The sequence below is a fragment of the Cohnella lubricantis genome (assembly GCF_014212015.1).
Taxonomy (GTDB): domain Bacteria; phylum Bacillota; class Bacilli; order Paenibacillales; family Paenibacillaceae; genus Cohnella; species Cohnella lubricantis.
Genome location: NZ_JACJVN010000072.1, coordinates 13876 through 34234, shown reverse-complemented (window position 1 = coordinate 34234; position 20359 = coordinate 13876). Strand labels below are relative to the sequence as shown.

The window sequence follows — 20359 nt, the reverse complement described above, 5'->3', positions numbered from 1 at the left end:
GGTCCTGGGAGAGTAGGACGCTGCCGGGCCGGCTATATAGGAAGAAGAGGAGATCCGATTCGGGTCTCCTCTTTTCGTTATATTCGAATGCAGGCTCACGGGATTATCGGTGAGCGGGCTCTGCGAAGCGATTGCTTTGCGCGGCAAAAGTTACATTTTCTGAGGAAATAAAAAAGCACCCCGAGAACGGGATGCGGCAGACGACGCGTTATCGATGATAATACGAGACTTCCGTGGAAGCGAGCCGAATGACGCCATCACCTCTCTCGCGGCGAATGCGAAGCAGCAGATTAAATCGCGGGGCCAACAGCCAGATATGCCAGAAGACGAGCGAGACCAGAAGGGCGGAGGGCGACCAAGGGTAGCACAGTCCTGCGAAGCAGCAGCCGATGAGCAGCAGATGGAAGTGCAGTCTGCGGAACAGCGACAGCAGCGTGTCCAACACAGGAAGCGGACCGAACCAAGGCAGATCGAACCGAATGGCCCACCTCCGCTCCGACAACTCATCCACTCGCCTTAAAGTAATGCGAAGCACAATCGCGTGTACGATGAACATGAGCAGCAGGCCCGCAATCGCATACAGCAGTCCCTTCCAGCCATATATGACGGAGATAGAGGCCAGTCCGATGATGCCTGTCGACAGGTAACTATACTTCGCTTCCGGCCGAAGCGGTATCTTGCGCACCAGCTTGTAGTGATAGATTGTCGCGTCTCGCTCTTGTTGTTGCTCCGGCATGGCTATTCCCCTCGTTCTCGCATCGATCCTGTCTTTTTCTATCGGCGGCAGGCGTCGTGATTGTTATGCTATCATGTATATTTTCATAGAATTCGTTCCATACTGCATAGTATTATGATTATAGAAGGCAGGGATGGCAATGGATCAGGAAGAGACTAGGACCTGTATCGTCTGCGGCCAACCGAGAGAAGAAGGCATTCATATTGTGAGCGAATTCATATGTTCGTCGTGCGAGTCCGAGATGGTGCGAACGAAGGTAGAGGATGAGAAGTACCCGTTCTTCATCCGGCAGCTTCGGCAGATCTGGGTCAGATTCCATGCCTGAGGCGACCGAGTTAGGGAGAATCGCCGTTATAGGTTAAGTTGCGAGCAAGCGGCATAGAAGCCAGTTCCGTAGACGCGGAGCTGGCTTTCTGCTTGATTGGCTTTCGGAGGATTTGTTTTTGCACATTTTTGGTATACTGAACCCGTATGGTTTAAGTTATGGGAGAGGTTGAGAAAGAATATGACATTGGACCCGATGCGAGCTCCGCTGTTCGAAGCGCTGGAGAATCACGCGAAGCGCCGGACGGCCCCATTCCACGTGCCCGGCCATAAGCAGCGCGCCGCGTGGTCGGTTGAGGCAGCGAAGCGGCGCTACGCCGAACTGCTGCCGATCGACTTGACGGAGCTGTCCGGTACGGATGATCTGCACCATCCGGAAGGGGTGATCGCGGAAGCCGAGAAGCTGACGGCCCATTGCTTCGGCGCGGAGGAGAGCCGTCTGCTCGTGGGCGGCAGCACAGCGGGCAACCTGGCGATGATCCTCGGCGTCTGCCGATCTGGAGATGTTCTGCTCGTCCAACGCAACGTACATAAATCGATTATCCATGCGCTAATGCTGGCGGACGCGAGGGCGGTGTTCCTGCCTCCTGCGATCGACCCGCAATCGGGGTTGGCCACCGCTCCAACGCTGGAGTCGGTGAGGTCGGCCTTGCAGCGGTATCCAGAAGCGAAGGCGCTTGTACTCAGCAATCCGAACTACTATGGATTGAGTGTACGGCTGGAGAGAATGATTCAAGCGTCGCATGAGCAGGGAATTCCCGTCTTAGTCGACGAGGCTCACGGGCCGCACTTCGGGCATCATCCGGCACTGCCCGGAAGCGCGCTAGCGGCTGGGGCGGATGTGGTTGTGCAGTCTGCGCACAAGATGCTGTCCGCCATGACGATGGGCGCTTGGCTTCATCTTCAGGGCAGGCGCGTCCCTCGTGAAGCCATCCGGCAGCATCTGCGCATGCTTCAGAGCTCTAGTCCGTCGTACCCGATCATGGCGTCGCTGGACTTGGCGCGGCGGGAGCTGCACACGAGGCAGGAGCAGTGCTTCGAAGCGGCACTAGCGACTGCGCAGGAAGTGCGCAGTACGCTGCGAGGATCGCCGTTCGGCGTTGTCGACGTGCCGAACGAGGACGTGGGGTTAGAGCAGGATCCGCTCAAGCTCGTTCTATTCGATGCTGCGGGAGTCCTCGACGGATTCGAGCTGCAGCGGGAGCTGGAGCAGCGAGGCTGCGTCGCGGAGATGGCCGACGCCCGCTACGTTGTACTGGCCCTCGGCGCCGGCACGCGGCCTGAGGATGGAGAGGCGCTGCTGCAGGCGCTGCAGGAGATTGCGGCCGTTTACCGGCTGGAGGAGCGCGTTCGGGAGGCAGCGGCAGCGGATGATGGCATAGCGACGGTTAAGCCGCGCTATGCGGCGGACAGCCAAAGAGGAGCTGGGCTATCATGGCACGTGACGGATAGACAGGGGGAGCCGGCGGGATCCATCGCCATGGCGTCGGTGCGCGGGCGGGTAGAGGAGACGATCCCCGAACCGGCGAGATTGAGCCGGGATGTGTTCAATACGGAAGCGGTCGAGCTAGAGAAGGCCGTAGGCAGAAGATGCGGCGAGTGGGTGATTCCTTATCCGCCGGGCATACCGGTTCTCTATCCCGGTGAGACGGTCACGGCAGAGACGGTGGTGAGGCTGGCGCTATGGCGCAAGGAGGGAGCCCGCATCCAAGGCGCGGCGGATGCATCGCTGAAGACGCTGCAAGTAGCGCGGCAGGAAGACAGCTAAGCTAGGGTTACCAAGGAGGTCGCCATGCTACGCAATCATCGGGATGTTCGCAAGAGTATCGCTTGGCTCGGCGTTATCGCGGCAGGCGGACTTATCATTTACCTCATCATGATCCCTCCCGTTATCGGAATGGCCGACAACGGGGACTTCAACCGCGTCATCGGCATCTCCGGCATTGCGCCGCTCGATAAGAACGAACCGTACGACGAACGTTATTTTGCCTATTCTCATACGATATGGGCATATGGAGGATATACCCACGGGGGATACGTGTCCACGCATGTGCTGCTGGTCGCGGTATCGGGCTGGATCTCTCGCATCTTCAGCTGGCACCACTACGATATACGGTTCATCGGCGCCTGCTATACCGCTCTGCTGCTGCTGGCGATCGCCTTGTTCGTCCGCCATTCGCCGCTCCTCTCAAGCCGCAAGTTGACCGCCTTCCTGGCGGCCTTCACAGCGGCGGCGATCGTCTGGGTGTTCGGCGACATCGGCTACGCCGCTTACTTCCAATCGTTCTTCGGCGAGCCGTACGCGCTGATCGGCATGCTGTTGACCGCGGCCTCAGCCATCGCATTGGCCTCCGCCGATATGCCGTCCAGACGCATGCTCGCCCTATTCATCGGAGCGACGTTAGCCGTGGCGACGGCAAAAATCCAGAATGCGCCGCTAGGCTTCGCCTTCGCGCTCCTCGTCTGGCGAATGATGCCGCTTCGTCCGGACCGCAGCTGGAGACGCCAGACGATAACGGGTATCTGCCTGCTCACGGCATGCGCGGCGATCATGCTCGTGTTCGCCCCCGACCGATTGGTGCATGCCAATCGGTACCAAACGATTTTCTACGGCGTGCTTAAAGATTCTCCCGACGTCGCGAAGGATATGCAGGAGCTCGGCATTCCGGAGAAGTACGAGGGTCTGGCAGGCACGAACTACTACGAGACAGGAACCGTCATTCCCCAGTCGAACCCTGCGCTTCGGCGGGAAGTGTTGGATCAGGTCGAACATAAGGATATCGCGCTGTTCTACTTGAAGCATCCGGACCGCTTCGTCGACAAGTTGCGCAAGGCTGCAGCCGCAGGCGCTTCCATCCGTCCCTATTACCTGGGAAATTACGAGATGCAGGAAGGGAAGCCGCCGAGAGCTTTAAGCTATCAATTCAGCTCCTGGAGTCAGTGGAAAGCGCATCAAATGCCGCATTCGCTGACCTGGTTCGCCTCCATATATGCGCTGTACATTGCCGGTCTGGCCATCTGGCGGATGCGGGCGCCTTCCAGACGGGCGCGGCTCGTGCCGGAGACGCTTGCTGTCGTCGCGCTGTCAGGCGCGTTCGCCTTCGCTATTCCGCTCATCGGGGACGGAGAGGCGGATCTCGGCAAGCACTTGTTTATGTTTAACGTGTGCTTTGATATGATGGTAGTAAGCGTCCTAGTCGGCGCATGTTATGGAATCATGAGAATGTTGACGATACGCAACGGGGAATGACGGAAGGAGCAGCCGCAGTGCCGAGAGGGATGTTCATCACGATCGAAGGCGGAGAAGGGTCGGGAAAAACGACGCTGATCGCCTCTCTGACAGAGAAGCTGAAGCAAGCGGGCCGCGAGGCGATGATTACGCGCGAGCCGGGCGGCATTCCGATCGCTGAAGCGATCCGCAGCGTCCTGCTGTCGCGCGAGAATACGGCCATGGATGCGCGAACGGAAGCGCTTCTATACGCCGCTGCCCGCAGGCAGCATCTGGCGGAGAAGGTGATCCCCGCGCTGGAGCGGGGAACGACGGTCATCTGCGATCGGTTCGTCGACAGCAGCCTCGCTTATCAAGGTTATGCCCGCGGTCTTGGCATCGAGGAGGTGGCGGAGATTAACCGGTTCGCGACGGACGGCTGGGAGCCGGATCTGACGCTGTATCTCGACATGGATCCCGAAGCGGGGCTCGCCCGGATCAGCGCTAATGGCTCGCGCGAGGTCAATCGCCTCGACGTGGAGAGCCTTGCGTTCCACCGGCGCGTGCGCGAAGGCTACCAGCTGGTGGCGGCACGCAGCCCGGAGCGAATCGTGACGATTGATGCGATGCATCCTGCGGATGCGGTCGCGAAGGAAGCGTGGGAGATCGTCGCCGCCAAGTTATCTTGATCCTGCCCGGAAGGAATAAAGGAATTCGGCTCCTCCGCGTCAAACTTAATAAGGTAGGAACGTTATCCGATAACTGAAGGGAGACTGGCAACTATGAAATTAGTCATTGCCGTCGTTCAGGATAAGGACAGCAACCGGCTGTCGAACGCGCTCATCAAGGAAGGATTCCGCGCCACGAAATTGGCCAGCACAGGAGGCTTCCTCCGCGCGGGCAACACGACGTTTCTAATCGGAATTGAGGATGAACGCGCTCAGCAGCTGCTCGATGTCATTCGGGCGAATTGCAAGATTCGGGATCAATTGGTCACCCCCGTATCGCCGGTCAGCGGCGCAGCGGATTCGTACATTCCTTTCCCAGTGGAGGTTCAAGTCGGCGGCGCGGCCGTGTTCGTGATGCCGGTTGAACGCTTCGAACATTTCTAATAAAGCTGCGGTGATCGCTTGTGAAGATTGAGCCTGGCTATATTCCCATCAATAAATCCGTTCAGCGCAGCGAGACGCTGGTGAGACAGGCCCCGACGCAGACGTTCGGGGACTTCTTGCAATATCAGGAGGAAGACCGTTCCGCGGAGGAGCTGCAGCGCAAGCTGGAGGATATTCGGCAGCAGGGCGACCGGCTCATGCGGTCGATGACGCTCCGGGAGCTGAAGCTCTACCGGATGATGGTCAAGGGCTTCCTCGAGGATACGGTCAGGCGCGGCATTAAGCTCAAGGAGACGAAGGGCTTGGATCGTCGCGGCCGGGGCAAGCGGTATAAGATACTTGAAGAGGTCGACACGCTGCTCGTGTCGATTGGGGAAGAACTGCTGCAGACAGAAGAAGGACGGCTGGAGCTGCTCCAGAAGGTCGGCGAGATTCGCGGACTGTTAATCAATTTGGTGTTCTAGAGAACTAGGAGTTGAGACATCATGGCCTTACGGGACGTTCCCGGGCAAGGGCGCGCCCGCAGCCTGCTGCAGAATGCGATTCGCTCGGGGCGGGTCGCGCATGCTTACCTGTTCGCGGGTCCTGCCGGAAGCGGCCGCCTAGCTATGGCACAGGCGTTCGCTCAGACGCTGCTGTGCGAGAAGCAGGGCGAGGACGCCTGCGGGGAATGCCTTGAGTGCCGCAAGGTGCTGCACGGCAATCACCCGGATCTGCACCTGATCGCGCCGGACGGGGCGAGCGTCAAGATCGAGCAGATTCGCGAGCTGCAGCGGGAGCTCTCCTACCGGAGCGCGGGAGCGGGCCGGAAGATTTATATAATCGAAGGCGCGGAGACGATGACCGTGCAGGCGGCGAACAGCCTGCTTAAATTTCTGGAAGAACCGCCGTCGCCGGTCGTGGCGATGCTGATCGCGCCAAGCGCACAAGCGGTACTTCCAACCATTCTATCGCGGTCGCAGCTTGTCCCATTCGTGCCCGGGGATCCGCTGGAGCTTGAGCAGGCGCTTATTGCGGAAGGCGCGGCCCCGCTGCTGGCTCGGACCGCCGTCCATCTGGCGTCCGGGCTCGATGGCGCTCGCGCTTATATCCAAGAGAATTGGTTTGCAGAAACTCGAAACGTAGTGATACAATTAGGCAAGGAGATGCCGTCCCGGTTCCCTGCTGTGCTGCTTACGGCTCAGCAGCAGGTGTTTAAGACGGTTCTCGCGGAACATATCGACATCATGTTGCAAATGCTTGCCTTGTGGTATAGAGATATGATTTATATCCTGACGGGCCGCGAAGACCGATTGGTGTTCGCCGACCAGAAGGACTGGCTCTCGAAGAACGCCTGGAGCCGCAGCTTGGACAGCTGGGTTCGGGCGATGGAATTGACGCTGACGGCGGCCAGACGCATCAAGGCAAATGTGCAGCCGCAGTTGGCCCTAGAGCAATTACTGGTGAACTCGCGGGAGGGGTAGATTTTGTACGATGTTGTCGGTGTCCGCTTCAAGAAAGCGGGCAAAGTCTATTATTTCGACCCCGCCGAGCATCCGGTATCCAAAGATCAGCACGTCATCGTAGAGACGGCGCGGGGTGTCGAATACGGCACCGTCGTCATCGGCCCGAAGAAAGTCGACGACGCCGACGTTGTGCTTCCGCTTAAGAGAGTTATTCGCGTAGCGGGAGAGAACGACGCGAAGGCCGTCGAAGAGAATCGGAATGCGGCTAAGAACGCCTTCACGATCGGGCTGCAGAAGATCAAGGATCATCAGCTTAAGATGAAGCTGGTGGACGTGGAATACACGTTTGACCGGAACAAGATCATCTTTTATTTCACAGCCGAAGGGCGCGTAGATTTCCGGGAATTGGTCAAGGATTTGGCTGGCGTGTTCCGGACCCGCATTGAATTGCGGCAGATCGGCGTGCGCGACGAGGCGAAGATGCTTGGCGGAATCGGGCCATGCGGACGAGTTCTATGCTGCTCCTCTTGGTTGGGAGACTTCGAGCCTGTCTCCATCAAGATGGCGAAGGATCAGAACTTGTCGCTGAATCCGACGAAGATATCGGGGTTGTGCGGACGTCTGATGTGCTGCCTCAAATACGAGCATGACAACTACGAGAGTGCGAGAGAAGAGATGCCGGCGGTCGGCCGGGTTGTCGTCACTTCTCACGGAGAAGGCAAAGTTGTCGGCTTGAATATCGGCAGCCGTTCGGTGCACGTGCAGCTGTTCGACCTTGGCAAGGTCAAAGAATTGTCGTTTGAGGACGTAGTGGTCAAGTAACCGGGTCGACAACCTGATGGTTGAGGTGTATTGAGGTTGAGCAATGACATTTTCCTTCGCGTGGACGAACTCGAATCGCAACTGGGCAACATGCATTCCGACTTCGGCAAGCTTAAGCTGAAGATTAAGGAACTGCTCGAAGAGAATCAACGTCTTCGGATCGAGAACCAGCAATTGCGCAAAGTATTGAAGCGCGAGACGACAGCGGAGGCTTCTTCGGAGGCGACGGAGGAACCGGCCGCCGCCGATCATGAAGAGAACAAGGGATCGCTCGCTGCCGCTGTTGGGGAAGGTTACGATAATTTGGCCCGGCTTTATCACGAAGGGTTCCATATTTGCAATGTTTACTACGGTCACTTGCGGGTGGAAGGCGATTGCCTCTTCTGTCTATCCTTCCTGAGCAAGTAATCGCGGATGTAGAAGCCGCCCGTCCACTGTGACGGGCGGTTTTTTTTGGTGACCTCGAATGAGCACGACGGGAATCGAAGCAAGCCGTCGCACGGACAGCGCTGGTACTGTGCTGGAACAGCCATGGAGCAGCCATGGCGCCGCCCAGACAGGTGCAATCGTTCGCCAAATCAAGTAAGCTAAGAAGGAATGTTATGGGATGGGATGGTTAGGGACAATGCCGCATGAGGTAGAGCTGCAGCCAGGTGAACGGGTAGACGACCTGCTGACCTATGAGATGAAGATCATCCAGAGCGCTGAAGTGTTCAGCTTCTCGCTGGACGCCGTGCTGCTCGCGCGCTTCGCGGGAGTGCCGCAGCGCGGGCGCGTACTGGATCTGTGCACCGGCAATGGCGTCGTGCCGCTGCTGCTCGCCACGCGCACGAAGGCGGACATCGACGGCGTGGAGATTCAGCCGCGGCTGGCGGACATGGCGCGCCGAAGCGTGGCTCTTAACGGCCTTGGGCCGCGAATTCGCATCATCGAAGCGGATCTGAAGCAGTATGCGGGGACAGGCAACGGAATTTATGACGCCATAACGGTAAATCCTCCATATATGCCAGTAGGCACCGGGGAGCACAAGGAGAACGCGCATGTGGCGTTGGCTCGCCATGAGATCGGCTGTACGCTGGAGGATGTGGCGGCGGCAGCGATGCGGCTCGTGCGGACAGGCGGCCGAGTGTCGATGGTTCATCGGCCGTCCCGGCTGGCGGAGATTGCGGAGATGCTGCGCCGTTACCGCTTGGAGCCGAAGCGGATTCGATTCGTCCATCCGCGAGCGGGTGCGGAAGCGAACATGGTGCTGATCGAAGCGCTTCGCGACGGCAAGCCGGAGCTGAGGGTGCAGCCGCCTCTGATCGTGTACGGCGAGGACAAGCAATACACGAAGGAGCTGCTCGACGTATTCTACGGCCGTCGAGGCGAACTGGGGGGAAGCGAATGATGGAGCGGGACAACGTTGAAGCGCACGGCTGGGCGCAGGTGCAAGTGCAGAAGAGCTTCGCTGCGCGCGAGAAGCCCGGGACGCTCTATCTGGTGGCGACGCCGATCGGCAACCTGGAGGATATGACGTTCCGGGCGATCCGCACGCTGCGCGAAGCGGATTTGATCGCCGCGGAGGATACGCGGCAGTCGCGCAAGCTGCTGACGCACTTCGAGATCGTCAGCAAGCGGCTCGTCAGCTACCATGAGCACAACAAGGATGCGAGCGGTCCGGAGCTGATCCGGCTGCTGCAAGAAGGGCAGAGTATCGCGCTCATCAGCGACGCGGGTCTTCCCGCTATCTCCGATCCCGGGGCGGATCTGGCAGCGGAGGCGGTCAGCCGCGGCATCCCGGTCGTGCCGATCCCGGGAGCCAATGCGGCCCTGTCGGCGCTCATCATGTCCGGGCTGCCGACGGACCGGTTCTTGTTCGCGGGCTTCCCGCCGCGCGAACGCAAGGGCATGGACCGGTTCCTCGACGGCATCGCCGCGGAACCGGGCACGATTCTGCTCTACGAGGCGCCGCATCGGCTGAAGAAGACGTTGCTAGCACTGGCGGAGCGCTGGGGCGACCGCCGCGCGGCGATCGTGCGCGAGCTGACGAAGCGGCACGAGGAAGCAATCCGCGGCACAGCGCTTGCGTGCGCGGAGTATTTGGAAGAGCATCCACCCCTCGGGGAGTGTTGCATTATAATAGAAGGAACTAGGGGGAAATCCGTCTCGGATACGGGTACAAGCGGGGCCGACGGGCAGGAGAATTGGTGGTCGGCGCTGACGATGGGAGCGCATGTGGCGCATTACGAGGAGCAGGGGCGGCAACGGAAAGAGGCGATGCGATTGGCCGCCCGCGACCGCGGCTTGTCCAGGCGAGACGTTTATCAGGCGCTGCTCGGCGAAGAGGAATAGCTTGGCCGGAAGCCCAACCACATTTTCGACGCGGATACGTAAAAAAATCCCTCCCGAACTTCTCTCGGGAGGGTGAAAGGAGATATAAAAAGGTTAGAATTAACAATTAGTTAGACTTGTGTCTTATTATAGCACACAATTCTTTAATTTGTCACAGGTGTAGGTAAATCCTTCAAACAATCTCTGCAAACAATTTTGCCTTTGAAGTAGATGACGCTCTCTGCGTTGCCGCAGAAGATGCAGGCAGGCTCGTACTTCTTCAGCATGATGCGCTCGCCGTCGACGTAAATCTCAAGCGCGTCCTTCTCGCCAATGCCCAGCGTTCGGCGCAGCTCGATCGGAATAACTACCCGTCCCAGCTCGTCGACCTTACGCACAATTCCAGTAGATTTCATCATTTGGAAACTCCCCTTTTTCAGGTTAAAATAAATTAGATTCAAATCCGGATTCGAATCGAAAATGAATTTTGATTTCGTCATTATTCGACATTTTCTACGAATTATCGCTATCTATCATACCAACCATTCCCATATAAGTCAACCGTGTTTTCATAGATATTTCTAATAGAACACTAGAATACAAAGGGCTATACTGGAAAAGATACGATTGAGGCGAATGAAAACGGACCCAATTCCTATACATCATTAAACGACATTATTCGACAAAAGTTTCGGCAATTGGTGTCGATTTTTTTGAGAAAAAACTTCGGAGGTGTAAGAGATGCAGCGTCAATTGCAGGAGGAGAAGGTCTTCAAAGACCCGGTGCATCATTCGGTATACGTGCATGACATGACGATCTGGAAGCTGATCAATACACCGGAATTTCAAAGGCTGCGCCGGATTCGGCAACTAGGCACAACTTATCTGACGTTCCACGGTGCGGAGCATAGCCGATTCTCGCACTCGCTTGGCGTCTATGAGATCACGCGCAAAATCATTAATCAATTTGAGCGTAATGGATATAAGGACTGGCCGCAAGAGGAAAAATTGGTAAGCTTATGCGCTTCTTTGTTGCACGATGTCGGACATGGACCATTCTCTCATGCGATCGAGCATGTGTTCCAAACGGATCATGAGAAATGGACGTGCGATATCGTGTTAGGCGACACATCCATTAATCGCGTGCTGCGGGAAGCAGGCGAAGAATTCCCCGACAAGGTCGCTTCCGTCATCCGCAAGACCTATGACAAGCCGATCGTGGTCAGCCTGGTCTCCAGCCAGATGGATGCCGACCGCATGGATTATTTGCTCCGCGATGCCTATTTCACAGGAGTGAATTATGGATCGTTCGATCTGGATCGTCTGCTTCGCGTCATGAGGCCGCATAAGGATGCGATAGTCGTGAAGGAGAGCGGCATGCATGCGGTCGAAGCCTACTTGATGGCTCGTTATCAGATGTATTGGCAGGTGTACTTCCACCCCGTCACCCGAAGCTCGGACATGCTGCTCCGGCAGATCTTCCGGCGGGCCGGCGAGCTGTACCAGAGCGGCTACCGCTTCGCGTTCCTGCTGCCGCAGCTGGCTCAGCTGTTCGAGCGGAAGATGACGGTGGACGCTTATCTGTCGCTGGACGACTCAATTGTCCAGACCGCGTTCAACCAGTGGATTCGGGAGTCGGATGAGCTGCTGTCGGATCTGTGCCGCAGGTTCCTTCATCGGCAGCTCTACAAGTACATTACGGTAGAGAGCATAGATGAAGCGTTCTTGAACGGATTGCGGGAAGAATGGCTGGCGATCGGCCTGAATCCGGAGTATCACCTGGAAGTGGATACGCCGATCGATCTTCCTTATGATGTCTACAAGCCCGGCACGGCCCCGGATGCGAAGGACAAACCGCCGATTCTGATTCTAGACGAGAAGGATCGCGTGTCGGAGATCTCGGCCCGATCGGACATCATCAAGTCGATCGCGGGCCTGCACCAAGGGAAGTATGCTATTTATTATCCGGAAGAAGAGCTGCGGGAGCGCGCCTCGCGCCTGAAGCCATCCACCCGCGAGCTATTCGGGCTGTAACGAAAGGAGACAACCTACGACATGCTAATCGACACACACGCCCATCTCGATTCGCCGAAGTTCGACGACGATCGAGAAGAGACGATCCAAAGAGCGCTTGAAGCCGGCGTCGAGACGATCGTGAACATCGGCTTCAACCGTGAGACGATTCCGACGACAATGGCGCTGGCGGAGCGTTATCCCTTCATCTATGCGGCGGTCGGCTGGCACCCGACCGATGCAATTGATATGAAGCTTGAGGAAGATCTCGCCTGGATCGAATCGCTCTGTGCGCATCCGAAGGTCGTCGCCATCGGAGAGATCGGATTGGACTATTATTGGGACACCTCGCCTAAGGACATTCAGCACACGGTATTCCGGGAGCAGATCCGCCTGGCCAAGAAGTTGAAGAAGCCGATCATCATTCATAATCGGGATGCGCACGAGGATGTCGTCCGCCTGCTGAAGGAAGAAGGCGCGTCGGAAGTGGGCGGGATCATGCATTGCTTCTCTGGCAGTTGGGAGACCGCCAAGCAGTGTCTGGATCTAAACTTCTATATCTCGTTCGGCGGGCCGGTTACGTTCAAGAATGCAAGGGTTCCGAAGGAAGTGCTCGCGAAGGTGCCGGACGACCGCCTGCTCATCGAGACAGATTCCCCTTATCTGGCTCCGCATCCATATCGAGGCAAGCGCAATGAATCGGCTTATGTCCGTCTGGTTGCACAGGAAGCGGCGGTAATAAAAGGGATTTCTTTGGAAGAAATTGAAAAATTAACGACGCGAAATAGCATCCGCTGCTTGGGCCTCGGGAGATAAATCGCTTTCATTAAGAGAAAAATTGACTTTCTCTCCGATAAAGTTGATTTCTAATTGAAAATGTCGCAAATAAGGATGATTTTTACCGTATAACGGTCAATTTCGTCCTTTGCGGCTTCTTTACACCTTTAGCGCCAAGAGGTTATGATGAGCAACAAGAGTTTGAATATGGCATCCCTTTTCCAGTACGCTTAATCTCCGATGAGGAGAACGGGGGACCCGACGCAACCGTACGAATTAATCCATTCGTCCGAATGCGGCTGAGCAATCTTGGGGTGAATTTCGTCTTAGAAGAGCCGAATGGGCTGGACCGAATGGCGAATAGGGCAACTCTCTGTGCCCGAACCCGACAGCTAACCTCGTAAGCGTGTTAGAGAGAGGTCACCTCGTGCTGCCCACTTCCCAATCTACTACTCGCTGCGGAAGCCACGAACAGATCCTCTGTCGTTCGGCTTTTTTTGTTGCCCATTTTTGGCACAACAGCGGGATAGAACAGGAAATAAGCCTCAGGGACTTGCTGCTGGACAAGGCGGCGAATCAACCGTGTGAATGCCGCTCCACACGAGTTGTCCGCGCCGTTATCACAAATGGATAGTCGCGTCAGACGAAGTTTATGCTTTATGCAATCGACGGCGGGGCTATGAAGGAGGAACGAGAAAATGGGCTTTGTTCCATTTGGGGACACCCATGATCCGCGACCGACCGGCAGGCTTATCGCAGCGCGGTGGAAGCATGAGCATTTGCGTTTGATTCTCTTGAGCGCAATTCTCTCTTTTGCTCTAACCATCTTTTTTCTAATGCTGCTGCACGGCGCGTCCGCCATGAGCGTGACCGTTGTGGACGGCGGTAAATCTACCGTCATTAAGACACGCACTTCCGACGTGCAATCGCTTCTGGAAGAGAGCAAAATTGCCGTAGGTCCGTACGATCAGATATCACAGCCTTTGAACGCCGATTTGAACAATGGCAGCACGATTGTCATTGAGCGGGCGAAGGGCATAACGCTAATCGCCGATGGGATGAGCAAGGCCGAATTTACAACAGCGCGAACGGTTAGGGAAGCCCTGGCTAATCTTAACGTCACGCTCGACACCGACGACAAGCTCTATCCGGATCCGGATACGGCCGTCTATGACGGCATGAAGATCCGTGTCGTACGCGTCGAGAAGAAGGTGTTCGAAGCGAAGTACCCGGTCGAGTTCACGGTCGAGAAGAAGAATGACGCCAGCTTGCTGCAAGGCAAGTTGAAGCAGGTGCAAGCCGGCAAAGAAGGTTTGATTGTCAAAAAATTCGAAAAGGTATACGAGGACGGACGTCTCGTCAGCGACCGCATGGTGTCCAAAGAGGTCGCGCAGGCTGCCGTACCGAAGATCGTAGCCGTCGGCACGAAGAAGAAGCCGGCTGTCACGACACTCTCGTATGATCCGAAGGCAGAAGCTTCAGCAGACCAGAAGACGCTGCAAGTGAATGGACAATCGGTCAAAGTCAAGAAAGTGCTGACCAACGTTACCTTAACCGCCTATACGGCCGGGCCGGAATCGACCGGCAAGGACAAGGGCGATCCCGGCTACGGCATTACGGCTTCTGGCACTAAGGTGTCGGAAGGACGGACGATCTCTGTCGATCCGGATGTCATTCCGCTGGGCTGGTGGGTCTATATCGAAGGCATCGGCTTCCGCCGCGCCGAAGATACGGGCAGCGCGATCAAGGGCAAGAAGATCGACGTTTATTACGACAGTCTGAGCTACGCCAACAAGTTCGGCAAGAAGCGGGGCCATACCGTCTACTTGATCGGACCGACCAAGCCGTCCTCCGTATAAGGAGCCTGGCTTGGCTCACAAGTTCACCTGCGCCTAGGGGTGCCAACACAGGCGCGCATCGTAAGGTCGAAAGAATGGTTACGCGGCAAGTTGTATGAGAAGAGGCGTCAAGCCTCTTCTTTTTGCATCATATACTTTCCAATTCCTGAACGAATCGTCAACAGATTCCTCCACCAATCTAACGATGCCAGGAGCCGATGGATTATGACAACAACCGCACGCAGGGAACGACTCCCCGAACTTGACCTGTACAGAGCGTTCGCCATTCTGGGCGTCATTCACGTGCATGCCTCCTCCTTCGCGGCGGCTGGCCAAGCGTCTGCATCGCCTTATTATTACCTGGTCAACCTGATGAACATCTTCTTCAAGTACGGAACGCCTTGTTTTATCTTCCTCAGCAGCTTCGTTCTGTTCTACAATTATTTCGGTACGCCGGTGAATCGAAGCCTGCTCTCCCGGTTCTACAAGAAGCGTCTGCTCTACATCATCGCCCCCTACGTGGCCGCCTCTCTCTGTTATTACACGCTGGTTCAAGCATTCTATGTGACGGATCACCCGCCCCTGGCTTCCATCCTCCAGACGTTCGGACTGAAGCTGGCGACAGGCACGGCCTACACTCATTTGTACTTCGTGTTCATCAACCTGCAGTTCTATGTCTTATTCCCGCTTGTTCTCTGGTTGTTCCAACGCTTCCGGCGACTGGTCGCTTGGGCGGTGCCGATCGGACTTGCGATCGAATGGGGATTCGTGCTCTGGAACAAGTACGTCTTGGTTCTCCCGAACAAGGGCAGCTACGCACCGACGTATATGTCCTATTATCTGCTCGGATTGTTCCTAGCCGTTCACTTCGACAAGCTGCGCCCATGGCTGACAACCGGCTTCCGGCGCCAGTCGGCGGCGCTGCGCACGGCGACGCTGGCGGTGTGGGGCAGCTGGCTGGCAGCCGCGCTCATCCACGTTCAGCTGTACCACAATGGCAGAGCCTACGGCATATGGGTCAATTCGACCTGGTATGAAGCGCTGTGGAACCTGCATACGCTGTTGTCGGTGTTCGTGCTCCTGCAAGCCGCGTTCTGGATCTATCGCGGAGCGTCGTCCTCCGTCGTCGGCTTCCTGTCCCGTCTGGGCGGGCTGTCGTTCGCGATCTATTTGCTGCATCCGGTGTTCCTGCTCGCTTATCGCAGGTTCCGTTATACCATCGCACCCGATTCGCTCACGTACCTGATCTGGATGTACGCCGGTGTTCCCGTCTGTCTGTTCCTTGCCTGGGCAGTAGCGGCGTCCACGTTCCGTTGGGTGCCGGGAGCAGAATATCTGCTTGGCAACAGGCCTGCTGGAAGAGCCAAGCCGCAGGCCGGTCGGCCCGCGGGTCAACGGGCGGGAGAGACGATCGGTTCGTAGGGCAAAGCAAGGAACCGCAAAGGAACCTCATAGGCGCGCATTCCGAACTAGGCTGCTACATTAGCTTGGTTTCGGGGTTGCGCGCTTTTTTGTTATAATGGCAAAGACTTAGACGAACGGTACGGAGGAAAGGCGGAAGACAAGAGGCATGTTGCAGGAAATGATAGTCGTGGAAGGCAAAGAGGATACCGTCGCTATCCGGCGCGCGCTGGAAGCCGATACGATCGAGACGGGCGGCTCGGCCATTAACGAAGCGGTTCTGCGCCGGATCGAGCTGGCGCAAGAGCGAAGAGGCGTCATCGTCTTCACCGATCCGGACGCGCCGGGCGAGCGCATCCGCAAGATTGTGGCTGGCCGGGTGCCGGAGTGCAAGCATGCGTTCCTGACGAAGGACGAAGCGAGGGGCAAGGACGGCATCGGCGTCGAGCATGCGAAGCCGGAAGCGATCCGGCGCGCGCTGGAGCAAGCGCGCGGACCGGCCGCCGGCGAGGATCTGGCGGACGGGGAGCCTGCAGGAGAACCGGCGATAGCGTGGGCCGATCTGCTGGACGCCGGGCTGATCGTGCATGCCGAGGCTGCTAAGCGCCGCGAGCGCATGGGCGAGCTGCTCGGCATCGGGTATGCGAACGGGAAGCAATTCCACAAGCGCTGCGTCATGTTCCGCATCACGCGGGAGGAGTTCGCGAACGCGCTCGAGCAACTGGAGAGGGAAGGAATCTAACGACATGGCGAATACGAGTACCCGCCTAGGAGCGGACATCGCAACTCCGAATCGGACGAAGGATATTATCCGCAAGCACAACTTCACGTTTAAGAAGAGCTTGGGACAGAACTTCCTGATCGACAAGAATATATTGGACAAGATTGTTGCGGCTGCGAATTTAACAGAAGCCAAGGGAGCGCTCGAGATCGGACCCGGCATCGGCGCGCTGACGGAGCGTCTGGCGCAGGAAGCGGGCCGAGTCGCGGCGGTGGAGATCGACAACCGGCTTATCCCGATTCTTCGCGACGTGCTGTCGATCTACGGCAACGTGAACGTCGTTCACGGCGACGTGCTGAAGACCGACCTGCACCGGCTATGGGAAGAGCAGTTCGCCGGCTGCGAAGGCGTCAGCGTCGTCGCCAACCTGCCTTATTACGTGACGACGCCGATCATCATGAAGCTGCTCGAGGAAGGACTTCCGCTCGAATCGATCGTCGTCATGGTGCAGAAGGAAGTGGCCGAGCGGATGGCCGCGAAGCCCGGCACGAAGGACTACGGCACACTGAGCATCGCCGTGCAATATTATTGCGAGCCGGAGCTCGTCTGCATCGTCCCATCCGGCGCGTTCATTCCTGCGCCTAACGTAGACTCTGCCGTCATCCGGCTGAAGCGCCGCGCCGAGCCGGCGGTATCCGTGTCCGACGAATCGCGGTTCTTCCGCGTCGTCCACGCCTCGTTCGCTCAGCGCCGGAAGACGCTGAGCAACAACTTGACCGCGTTCGCGGGCAAGGAACGCAAGGCCGAGCTCGGCAAGCTGCTGCTCGGCTGCGGCATTCAGCCGGAACGGCGCGGGGAGACGCTGAGCTTGCAGGAATTCGCCGTGCTAACCGAGGCGCTCGCGGCAGCGGGCATGCTCGGCTGAAGCGCAAACCGATTTAACGGATCCAGCCGACAGGTCAACTTGCACCATGTGCCCACCTCCTCCATACGATAGACGGAAGAGGTGATGAGCCCATGAAGCAGGGGGACTTGGTCGTCCGCAAATCATACGGCGGGGACGTCTTGTTCCGAATCGCGTCCTTAAACGATCGGATGGCTATTCTTCGCGGAACGGATTACCGGCTGCTGGCCGATTCGCGCATCGACGATCTGGAGACGGTGCAGAATCCGGACGAGCTGGGCGGGACGCTCCGCGCGCGCATACAAGCTAACGAGTCGATCAGAAGAATGAGGGAAGAGAGGCCTCCCTTCGGCAATGTGGTCTCCGCTCCGGCCGCTGATCGCCGCGCATACTTCGAGATGCCAGGCAAAGTGCTTCACCTTGACGGAGACGCTAATTATTTGAAGAAGAGCATGGCGGTCTACCGGCATCTGCAGGTTCCGGCAGAAGGCGCGCATTGCCACGAAGCCCAAATGCCGGAGGCATTGTTGTACCTGCTTCCCCGCGTGCGGCCCGACATCGTCGTCATTACCGGCCACGACGGCCTTCACAAGAGCCGGCAGGACTGGACGAACTTGAACAGCTACAAGAATTCGCTGAACTTCGTGCACGCCGTGCACATCGCGCGGGAATACGAGAAGCATCGCGATTCTCTCGTCGTCATCGCCGGCGCCTGCCAGTCCCACTTCGAGGCGCTGATGCAGGCGGGCTCGAACTTCGCCAGCTCGCCGGGGCGTATTATGATTCACGCCCTCGATCCGGTCTATGTGGCGGTGCGTTCCGCGTTCACGCCGTTCCGGGAGACGATTAACATCTCTGACGTCATCACGCATACGATCAGCGGCATGCAGGGAGTCGGCGGCGTGGAGACGATGGGAAGGTACCGGATCGGGGTTCCGAATTTGAAGACAGCGTCTTCAAATGTGAACATTGTGTGACGGACTTTAGGCCCAACTTGCGTAGGACCGCTAAAATAAAGGAAAAACATCGTTGACAACGATTATTCCTCGCTGATATAATATTTTGCTCGTTTGACATGCCGCCTCTTTTTAGTTATAATTTACAGGGAAAGAGGTGGTAGTGGATCATGGCTAAGAATGCGCTGGTTGAGATCAAGCGAAGCTTGGAGCCGCACGTCGGATCCAAAATCATGCTCCGCGCCAATGGGGGCCGCCGCAAGACCGTAGAACGTACCGGCGTCCTGGAAGAGATTTACCCTTCCGTGTTCATCGTCAAGCTTGACGAGGAGCAGAATGCATTTAAGCGGGTTTCGTACAGCTACGCTGACATCTTGACGGAATCCGTTGAAGTTATGGTCTGCAATGACGAAGGTCAGGTTCGCATCAACTTTTTGCCGCATTGAGTTTGGCTGGATTCGTGTACGGGTAGAACGCGGAGCGCGCGGGCTGCCCGTTTTTGTTTGCCATTCGCAAGAGCGCATGCCGCCGCCGCCGCAAGGGCATTCTAAGACGGAACGCCTTGAAGGCGTATCTATGCGCGAAGGAGGCGGCGCGGATGAGCCGCAGGAGAAGCACCATGTCCGAGCAATTCAAGACCGAGTTGGCCAAGGATCTGGGATTCTACGACAAAGTGCAGTCCGAGGGCTGGGGCGGCATACGGGCTAAGGATGCAGGTAACATGGTCAAGAGGGCGATCCAGCTGGCCGAACAGAATCTATCGCGTAAATAAGCGTCGGGCTGGGCTATGGACGGGGCGGTTCTTCCTCTACGGAAGCGCCCTTTTTTCACGCCGCGGCTTCTGCAGACGGACGCTCCCTTCGAAATCGCATTTCCAACGGGGGTTTGTTATAATATGTAAAGCTTTTTTACCCGACAGGTGATGATGATAATGAATAAGGTATATGAGAAGGCTCCTGCCAAAATTAATTTGTCGCTGGACGTGCTGCGCAAGCGGGACGACGGCTATCATGAAGTCGAGATGATCATGACGATGGTCGATTTGGCGGACCGGCTTGAGATGTCCGAGCTTCCGCGCGATCAGATCGTCCTGTCCAGCCAAGCGGGATTTATTCCGCTGGACGAGAAGAATCTGGCATTTCAGGCTGCCAGGCTGCTGAAGGAACGCTGCGGCGTGAAGCAAGGCGTCTACATCCATCTGGACAAGCATATTCCGGTTGCGGCAGGGCTAGCCGGCGGAAGCAGCGACGCGGCGGCGGCGTTGCGCGGCCTGAACCGCTTGTGGCAGCTAGGCCTGACGACAGCCCAACTGGAAGAGCTCGGAGCGGAGCTGGGCTCGGACATCCCCTTCTGCATACGCGGCGGCACGGCAATCGCGCGCGGACGAGGCGAGCAGCTCGAGACGATCGACAACCCGCCGCAGTGCTGGGTCGTGCTGGCCAAGCCGCCGATCAACGTATCGACAGCCGAAGTATACGGCAAGCTTCGCGCGAACGAGCTCAAGGAGCATCCGTCGATTGCCGGCATGGCCGACGCGATCAAGCGGCAGTCGTTCGCCGACATATGTGCCAGACTCGGCAACGTACTGGAATCGGTCACGCTGGACCGCTATCCGGAGGTGCGCCAGATCAAGGAAGTCATGATGAAGCTCGGAGCCGACGGCGTGCTCATGTCCGGCAGCGGGCCGACCGTGTTCGGACTGGTCTCGAAGGAATCGAAGATTTCCAGGCTCTATAACGGGCTCCGCGGGTTCTGCAAAGAAGTGTACGCGGTCAGATTGCTTACATAG

The 20359-nt window shown here is 57.4% G+C and carries 23 protein-coding genes and 1 riboswitch; of the genes, 21 read left to right on the top strand and 2 right to left on the bottom strand.

What is annotated here, in order from left to right:
- Positions 1–208: 208 nt before the first annotated feature.
- Positions 209–736 (bottom strand): transposase, encoded by a 528-nt coding sequence (locus H4Q31_RS17930; RefSeq protein WP_185180438.1) that lies wholly within the window; start codon positions 734–736, stop codon positions 209–211.
- 133 nt (positions 737–869) lie between these two features.
- Here H4Q31_RS17930 and H4Q31_RS17925 point away from each other — a divergent pair, with 133 nt between their 5' ends.
- The 11 genes from H4Q31_RS17925 to rsmI all read left to right on the top strand — a co-directional run bounded on the left by H4Q31_RS17925 (position 870) and on the right by rsmI (position 9981).
- Positions 870–1061, top strand: a complete 192-nt coding sequence (locus tag H4Q31_RS17925; RefSeq protein ID WP_376698269.1) for a sigma factor G inhibitor Gin — start codon at positions 870–872, stop codon at positions 1059–1061.
- 180 nt (positions 1062–1241) lie between these two features.
- On the top strand, positions 1242–2828 hold the full coding sequence (locus tag H4Q31_RS17920) for an aminotransferase class I/II-fold pyridoxal phosphate-dependent enzyme (RefSeq protein ID WP_185180437.1): 1587 nt from the start codon (positions 1242–1244) through the stop codon (positions 2826–2828).
- A gap of 24 nt (positions 2829–2852) precedes the next feature.
- Positions 2853–4310, top strand: a complete 1458-nt coding sequence (wsfD, locus tag H4Q31_RS17915; protein WP_185180436.1) for a glycan biosynthesis hexose transferase WsfD — start codon at positions 2853–2855, stop codon at positions 4308–4310.
- Between the two features lie 17 nt (positions 4311–4327).
- On the top strand, positions 4328–4957 hold the full coding sequence (tmk, locus tag H4Q31_RS17910) for a dTMP kinase (RefSeq protein WP_311771759.1): 630 nt from the start codon (positions 4328–4330) through the stop codon (positions 4955–4957).
- A gap of 93 nt (positions 4958–5050) precedes the next feature.
- Entirely contained in the window at positions 5051–5380 is a 330-nt protein-coding gene (darA, locus tag H4Q31_RS17905; protein WP_185180434.1) for a cyclic di-AMP receptor DarA, read from the top strand.
- A 20-nt stretch (positions 5381–5400) separates the two neighbouring features.
- Entirely contained in the window at positions 5401–5844 is a 444-nt protein-coding gene (locus tag H4Q31_RS17900) for a YaaR family protein (RefSeq protein ID WP_185180433.1), read from the top strand.
- Positions 5845–5865: 21 nt separating this feature from the next.
- A complete protein-coding gene (holB, locus tag H4Q31_RS17895) occupies positions 5866–6843 on the top strand; it encodes a DNA polymerase III subunit delta' (protein ID WP_185180432.1) in 978 nt (325 codons plus the stop codon).
- A 3-nt stretch (positions 6844–6846) separates the two neighbouring features.
- Positions 6847–7647, top strand: a complete 801-nt coding sequence (locus H4Q31_RS17890) for a PSP1 domain-containing protein (RefSeq protein WP_185180431.1) — start codon at positions 6847–6849, stop codon at positions 7645–7647.
- Between the two features lie 90 nt (positions 7648–7737).
- Positions 7738–8055: an initiation-control protein YabA gene (locus H4Q31_RS17885; protein ID WP_245347420.1), complete on the top strand. Its 318-nt coding sequence runs from the start codon at positions 7738–7740 to the stop codon at positions 8053–8055.
- A 217-nt stretch (positions 8056–8272) separates the two neighbouring features.
- Positions 8273–9037 carry a tRNA1(Val) (adenine(37)-N6)-methyltransferase gene (locus H4Q31_RS17880; protein WP_185180429.1) on the top strand — a complete coding sequence of 255 codons (765 nt, stop codon included), beginning with the start codon at positions 8273–8275 and terminating at the stop codon, positions 9035–9037.
- Positions 9034–9981, top strand: a complete 948-nt coding sequence (rsmI, locus tag H4Q31_RS17875) for a 16S rRNA (cytidine(1402)-2'-O)-methyltransferase (protein ID WP_245347418.1) — start codon at positions 9034–9036, stop codon at positions 9979–9981. The genes H4Q31_RS17880 and rsmI overlap by 4 nt, the downstream gene beginning before the upstream one ends.
- Positions 9982–10124: 143 nt before the next feature.
- Here the strand turns inward: rsmI and H4Q31_RS17870 are convergent, their stop codons facing one another.
- Positions 10125–10376 carry an AbrB/MazE/SpoVT family DNA-binding domain-containing protein gene (locus H4Q31_RS17870; protein ID WP_512698816.1) on the bottom strand — a complete coding sequence of 84 codons (252 nt, stop codon included), beginning with the start codon at positions 10374–10376 and terminating at the stop codon, positions 10125–10127.
- 325 nt (positions 10377–10701) lie between these two features.
- Here H4Q31_RS17870 and H4Q31_RS17865 point away from each other — a divergent pair, with 325 nt between their 5' ends.
- The 10 genes from H4Q31_RS17865 to ispE all read left to right on the top strand — a co-directional run bounded on the left by H4Q31_RS17865 (position 10702) and on the right by ispE (position 20359).
- Complete coding sequence (locus H4Q31_RS17865; RefSeq protein WP_185180428.1) at positions 10702–11994, top strand: HD domain-containing protein; 1293 nt, start codon at positions 10702–10704, stop codon at positions 11992–11994.
- A gap of 21 nt (positions 11995–12015) precedes the next feature.
- Entirely contained in the window at positions 12016–12789 is a 774-nt protein-coding gene (locus H4Q31_RS17860) for a TatD family hydrolase (RefSeq protein WP_185180427.1), read from the top strand.
- Positions 12790–12967: 178 nt separating this feature from the next.
- Positions 12968–13172, top strand: a riboswitch (cyclic di-AMP (ydaO/yuaA leader).
- Positions 13173–13610: 438 nt separating this feature from the next.
- The gene (locus tag H4Q31_RS17855) at positions 13611–14609 is read left to right on the top strand and encodes a resuscitation-promoting factor (RefSeq protein ID WP_311771758.1); all 999 of its coding nucleotides are present in this window, start codon (positions 13611–13613) and stop codon (positions 14607–14609) included.
- A gap of 204 nt (positions 14610–14813) precedes the next feature.
- Positions 14814–16010: an acyltransferase gene (locus H4Q31_RS17850; protein ID WP_185180425.1), complete on the top strand. Its 1197-nt coding sequence runs from the start codon at positions 14814–14816 to the stop codon at positions 16008–16010.
- A 148-nt stretch (positions 16011–16158) separates the two neighbouring features.
- Complete coding sequence (gene rnmV, locus H4Q31_RS17845; protein ID WP_185180424.1) at positions 16159–16731, top strand: ribonuclease M5; 573 nt, start codon at positions 16159–16161, stop codon at positions 16729–16731.
- A gap of 4 nt (positions 16732–16735) precedes the next feature.
- The gene (rsmA, locus tag H4Q31_RS17840; RefSeq protein WP_185180423.1) at positions 16736–17635 is read left to right on the top strand and encodes a 16S rRNA (adenine(1518)-N(6)/adenine(1519)-N(6))-dimethyltransferase RsmA; all 900 of its coding nucleotides are present in this window, start codon (positions 16736–16738) and stop codon (positions 17633–17635) included.
- Between the two features lie 92 nt (positions 17636–17727).
- Positions 17728–18591 carry a sporulation peptidase YabG gene (gene yabG / locus H4Q31_RS17835; protein WP_185180422.1) on the top strand — a complete coding sequence of 288 codons (864 nt, stop codon included), beginning with the start codon at positions 17728–17730 and terminating at the stop codon, positions 18589–18591.
- A gap of 149 nt (positions 18592–18740) precedes the next feature.
- Entirely contained in the window at positions 18741–19016 is a 276-nt protein-coding gene (gene veg / locus H4Q31_RS17830; protein ID WP_185180421.1) for a biofilm formation stimulator Veg, read from the top strand.
- 152 nt (positions 19017–19168) lie between these two features.
- Positions 19169–19342 (top strand): small, acid-soluble spore protein, alpha/beta type, encoded by a 174-nt coding sequence (locus H4Q31_RS17825; protein ID WP_185180420.1) that lies wholly within the window; start codon positions 19169–19171, stop codon positions 19340–19342.
- Between the two features lie 159 nt (positions 19343–19501).
- On the top strand, positions 19502–20359 hold the full coding sequence (ispE, locus tag H4Q31_RS17820) for a 4-(cytidine 5'-diphospho)-2-C-methyl-D-erythritol kinase (protein ID WP_185180419.1): 858 nt from the start codon (positions 19502–19504) through the stop codon (positions 20357–20359).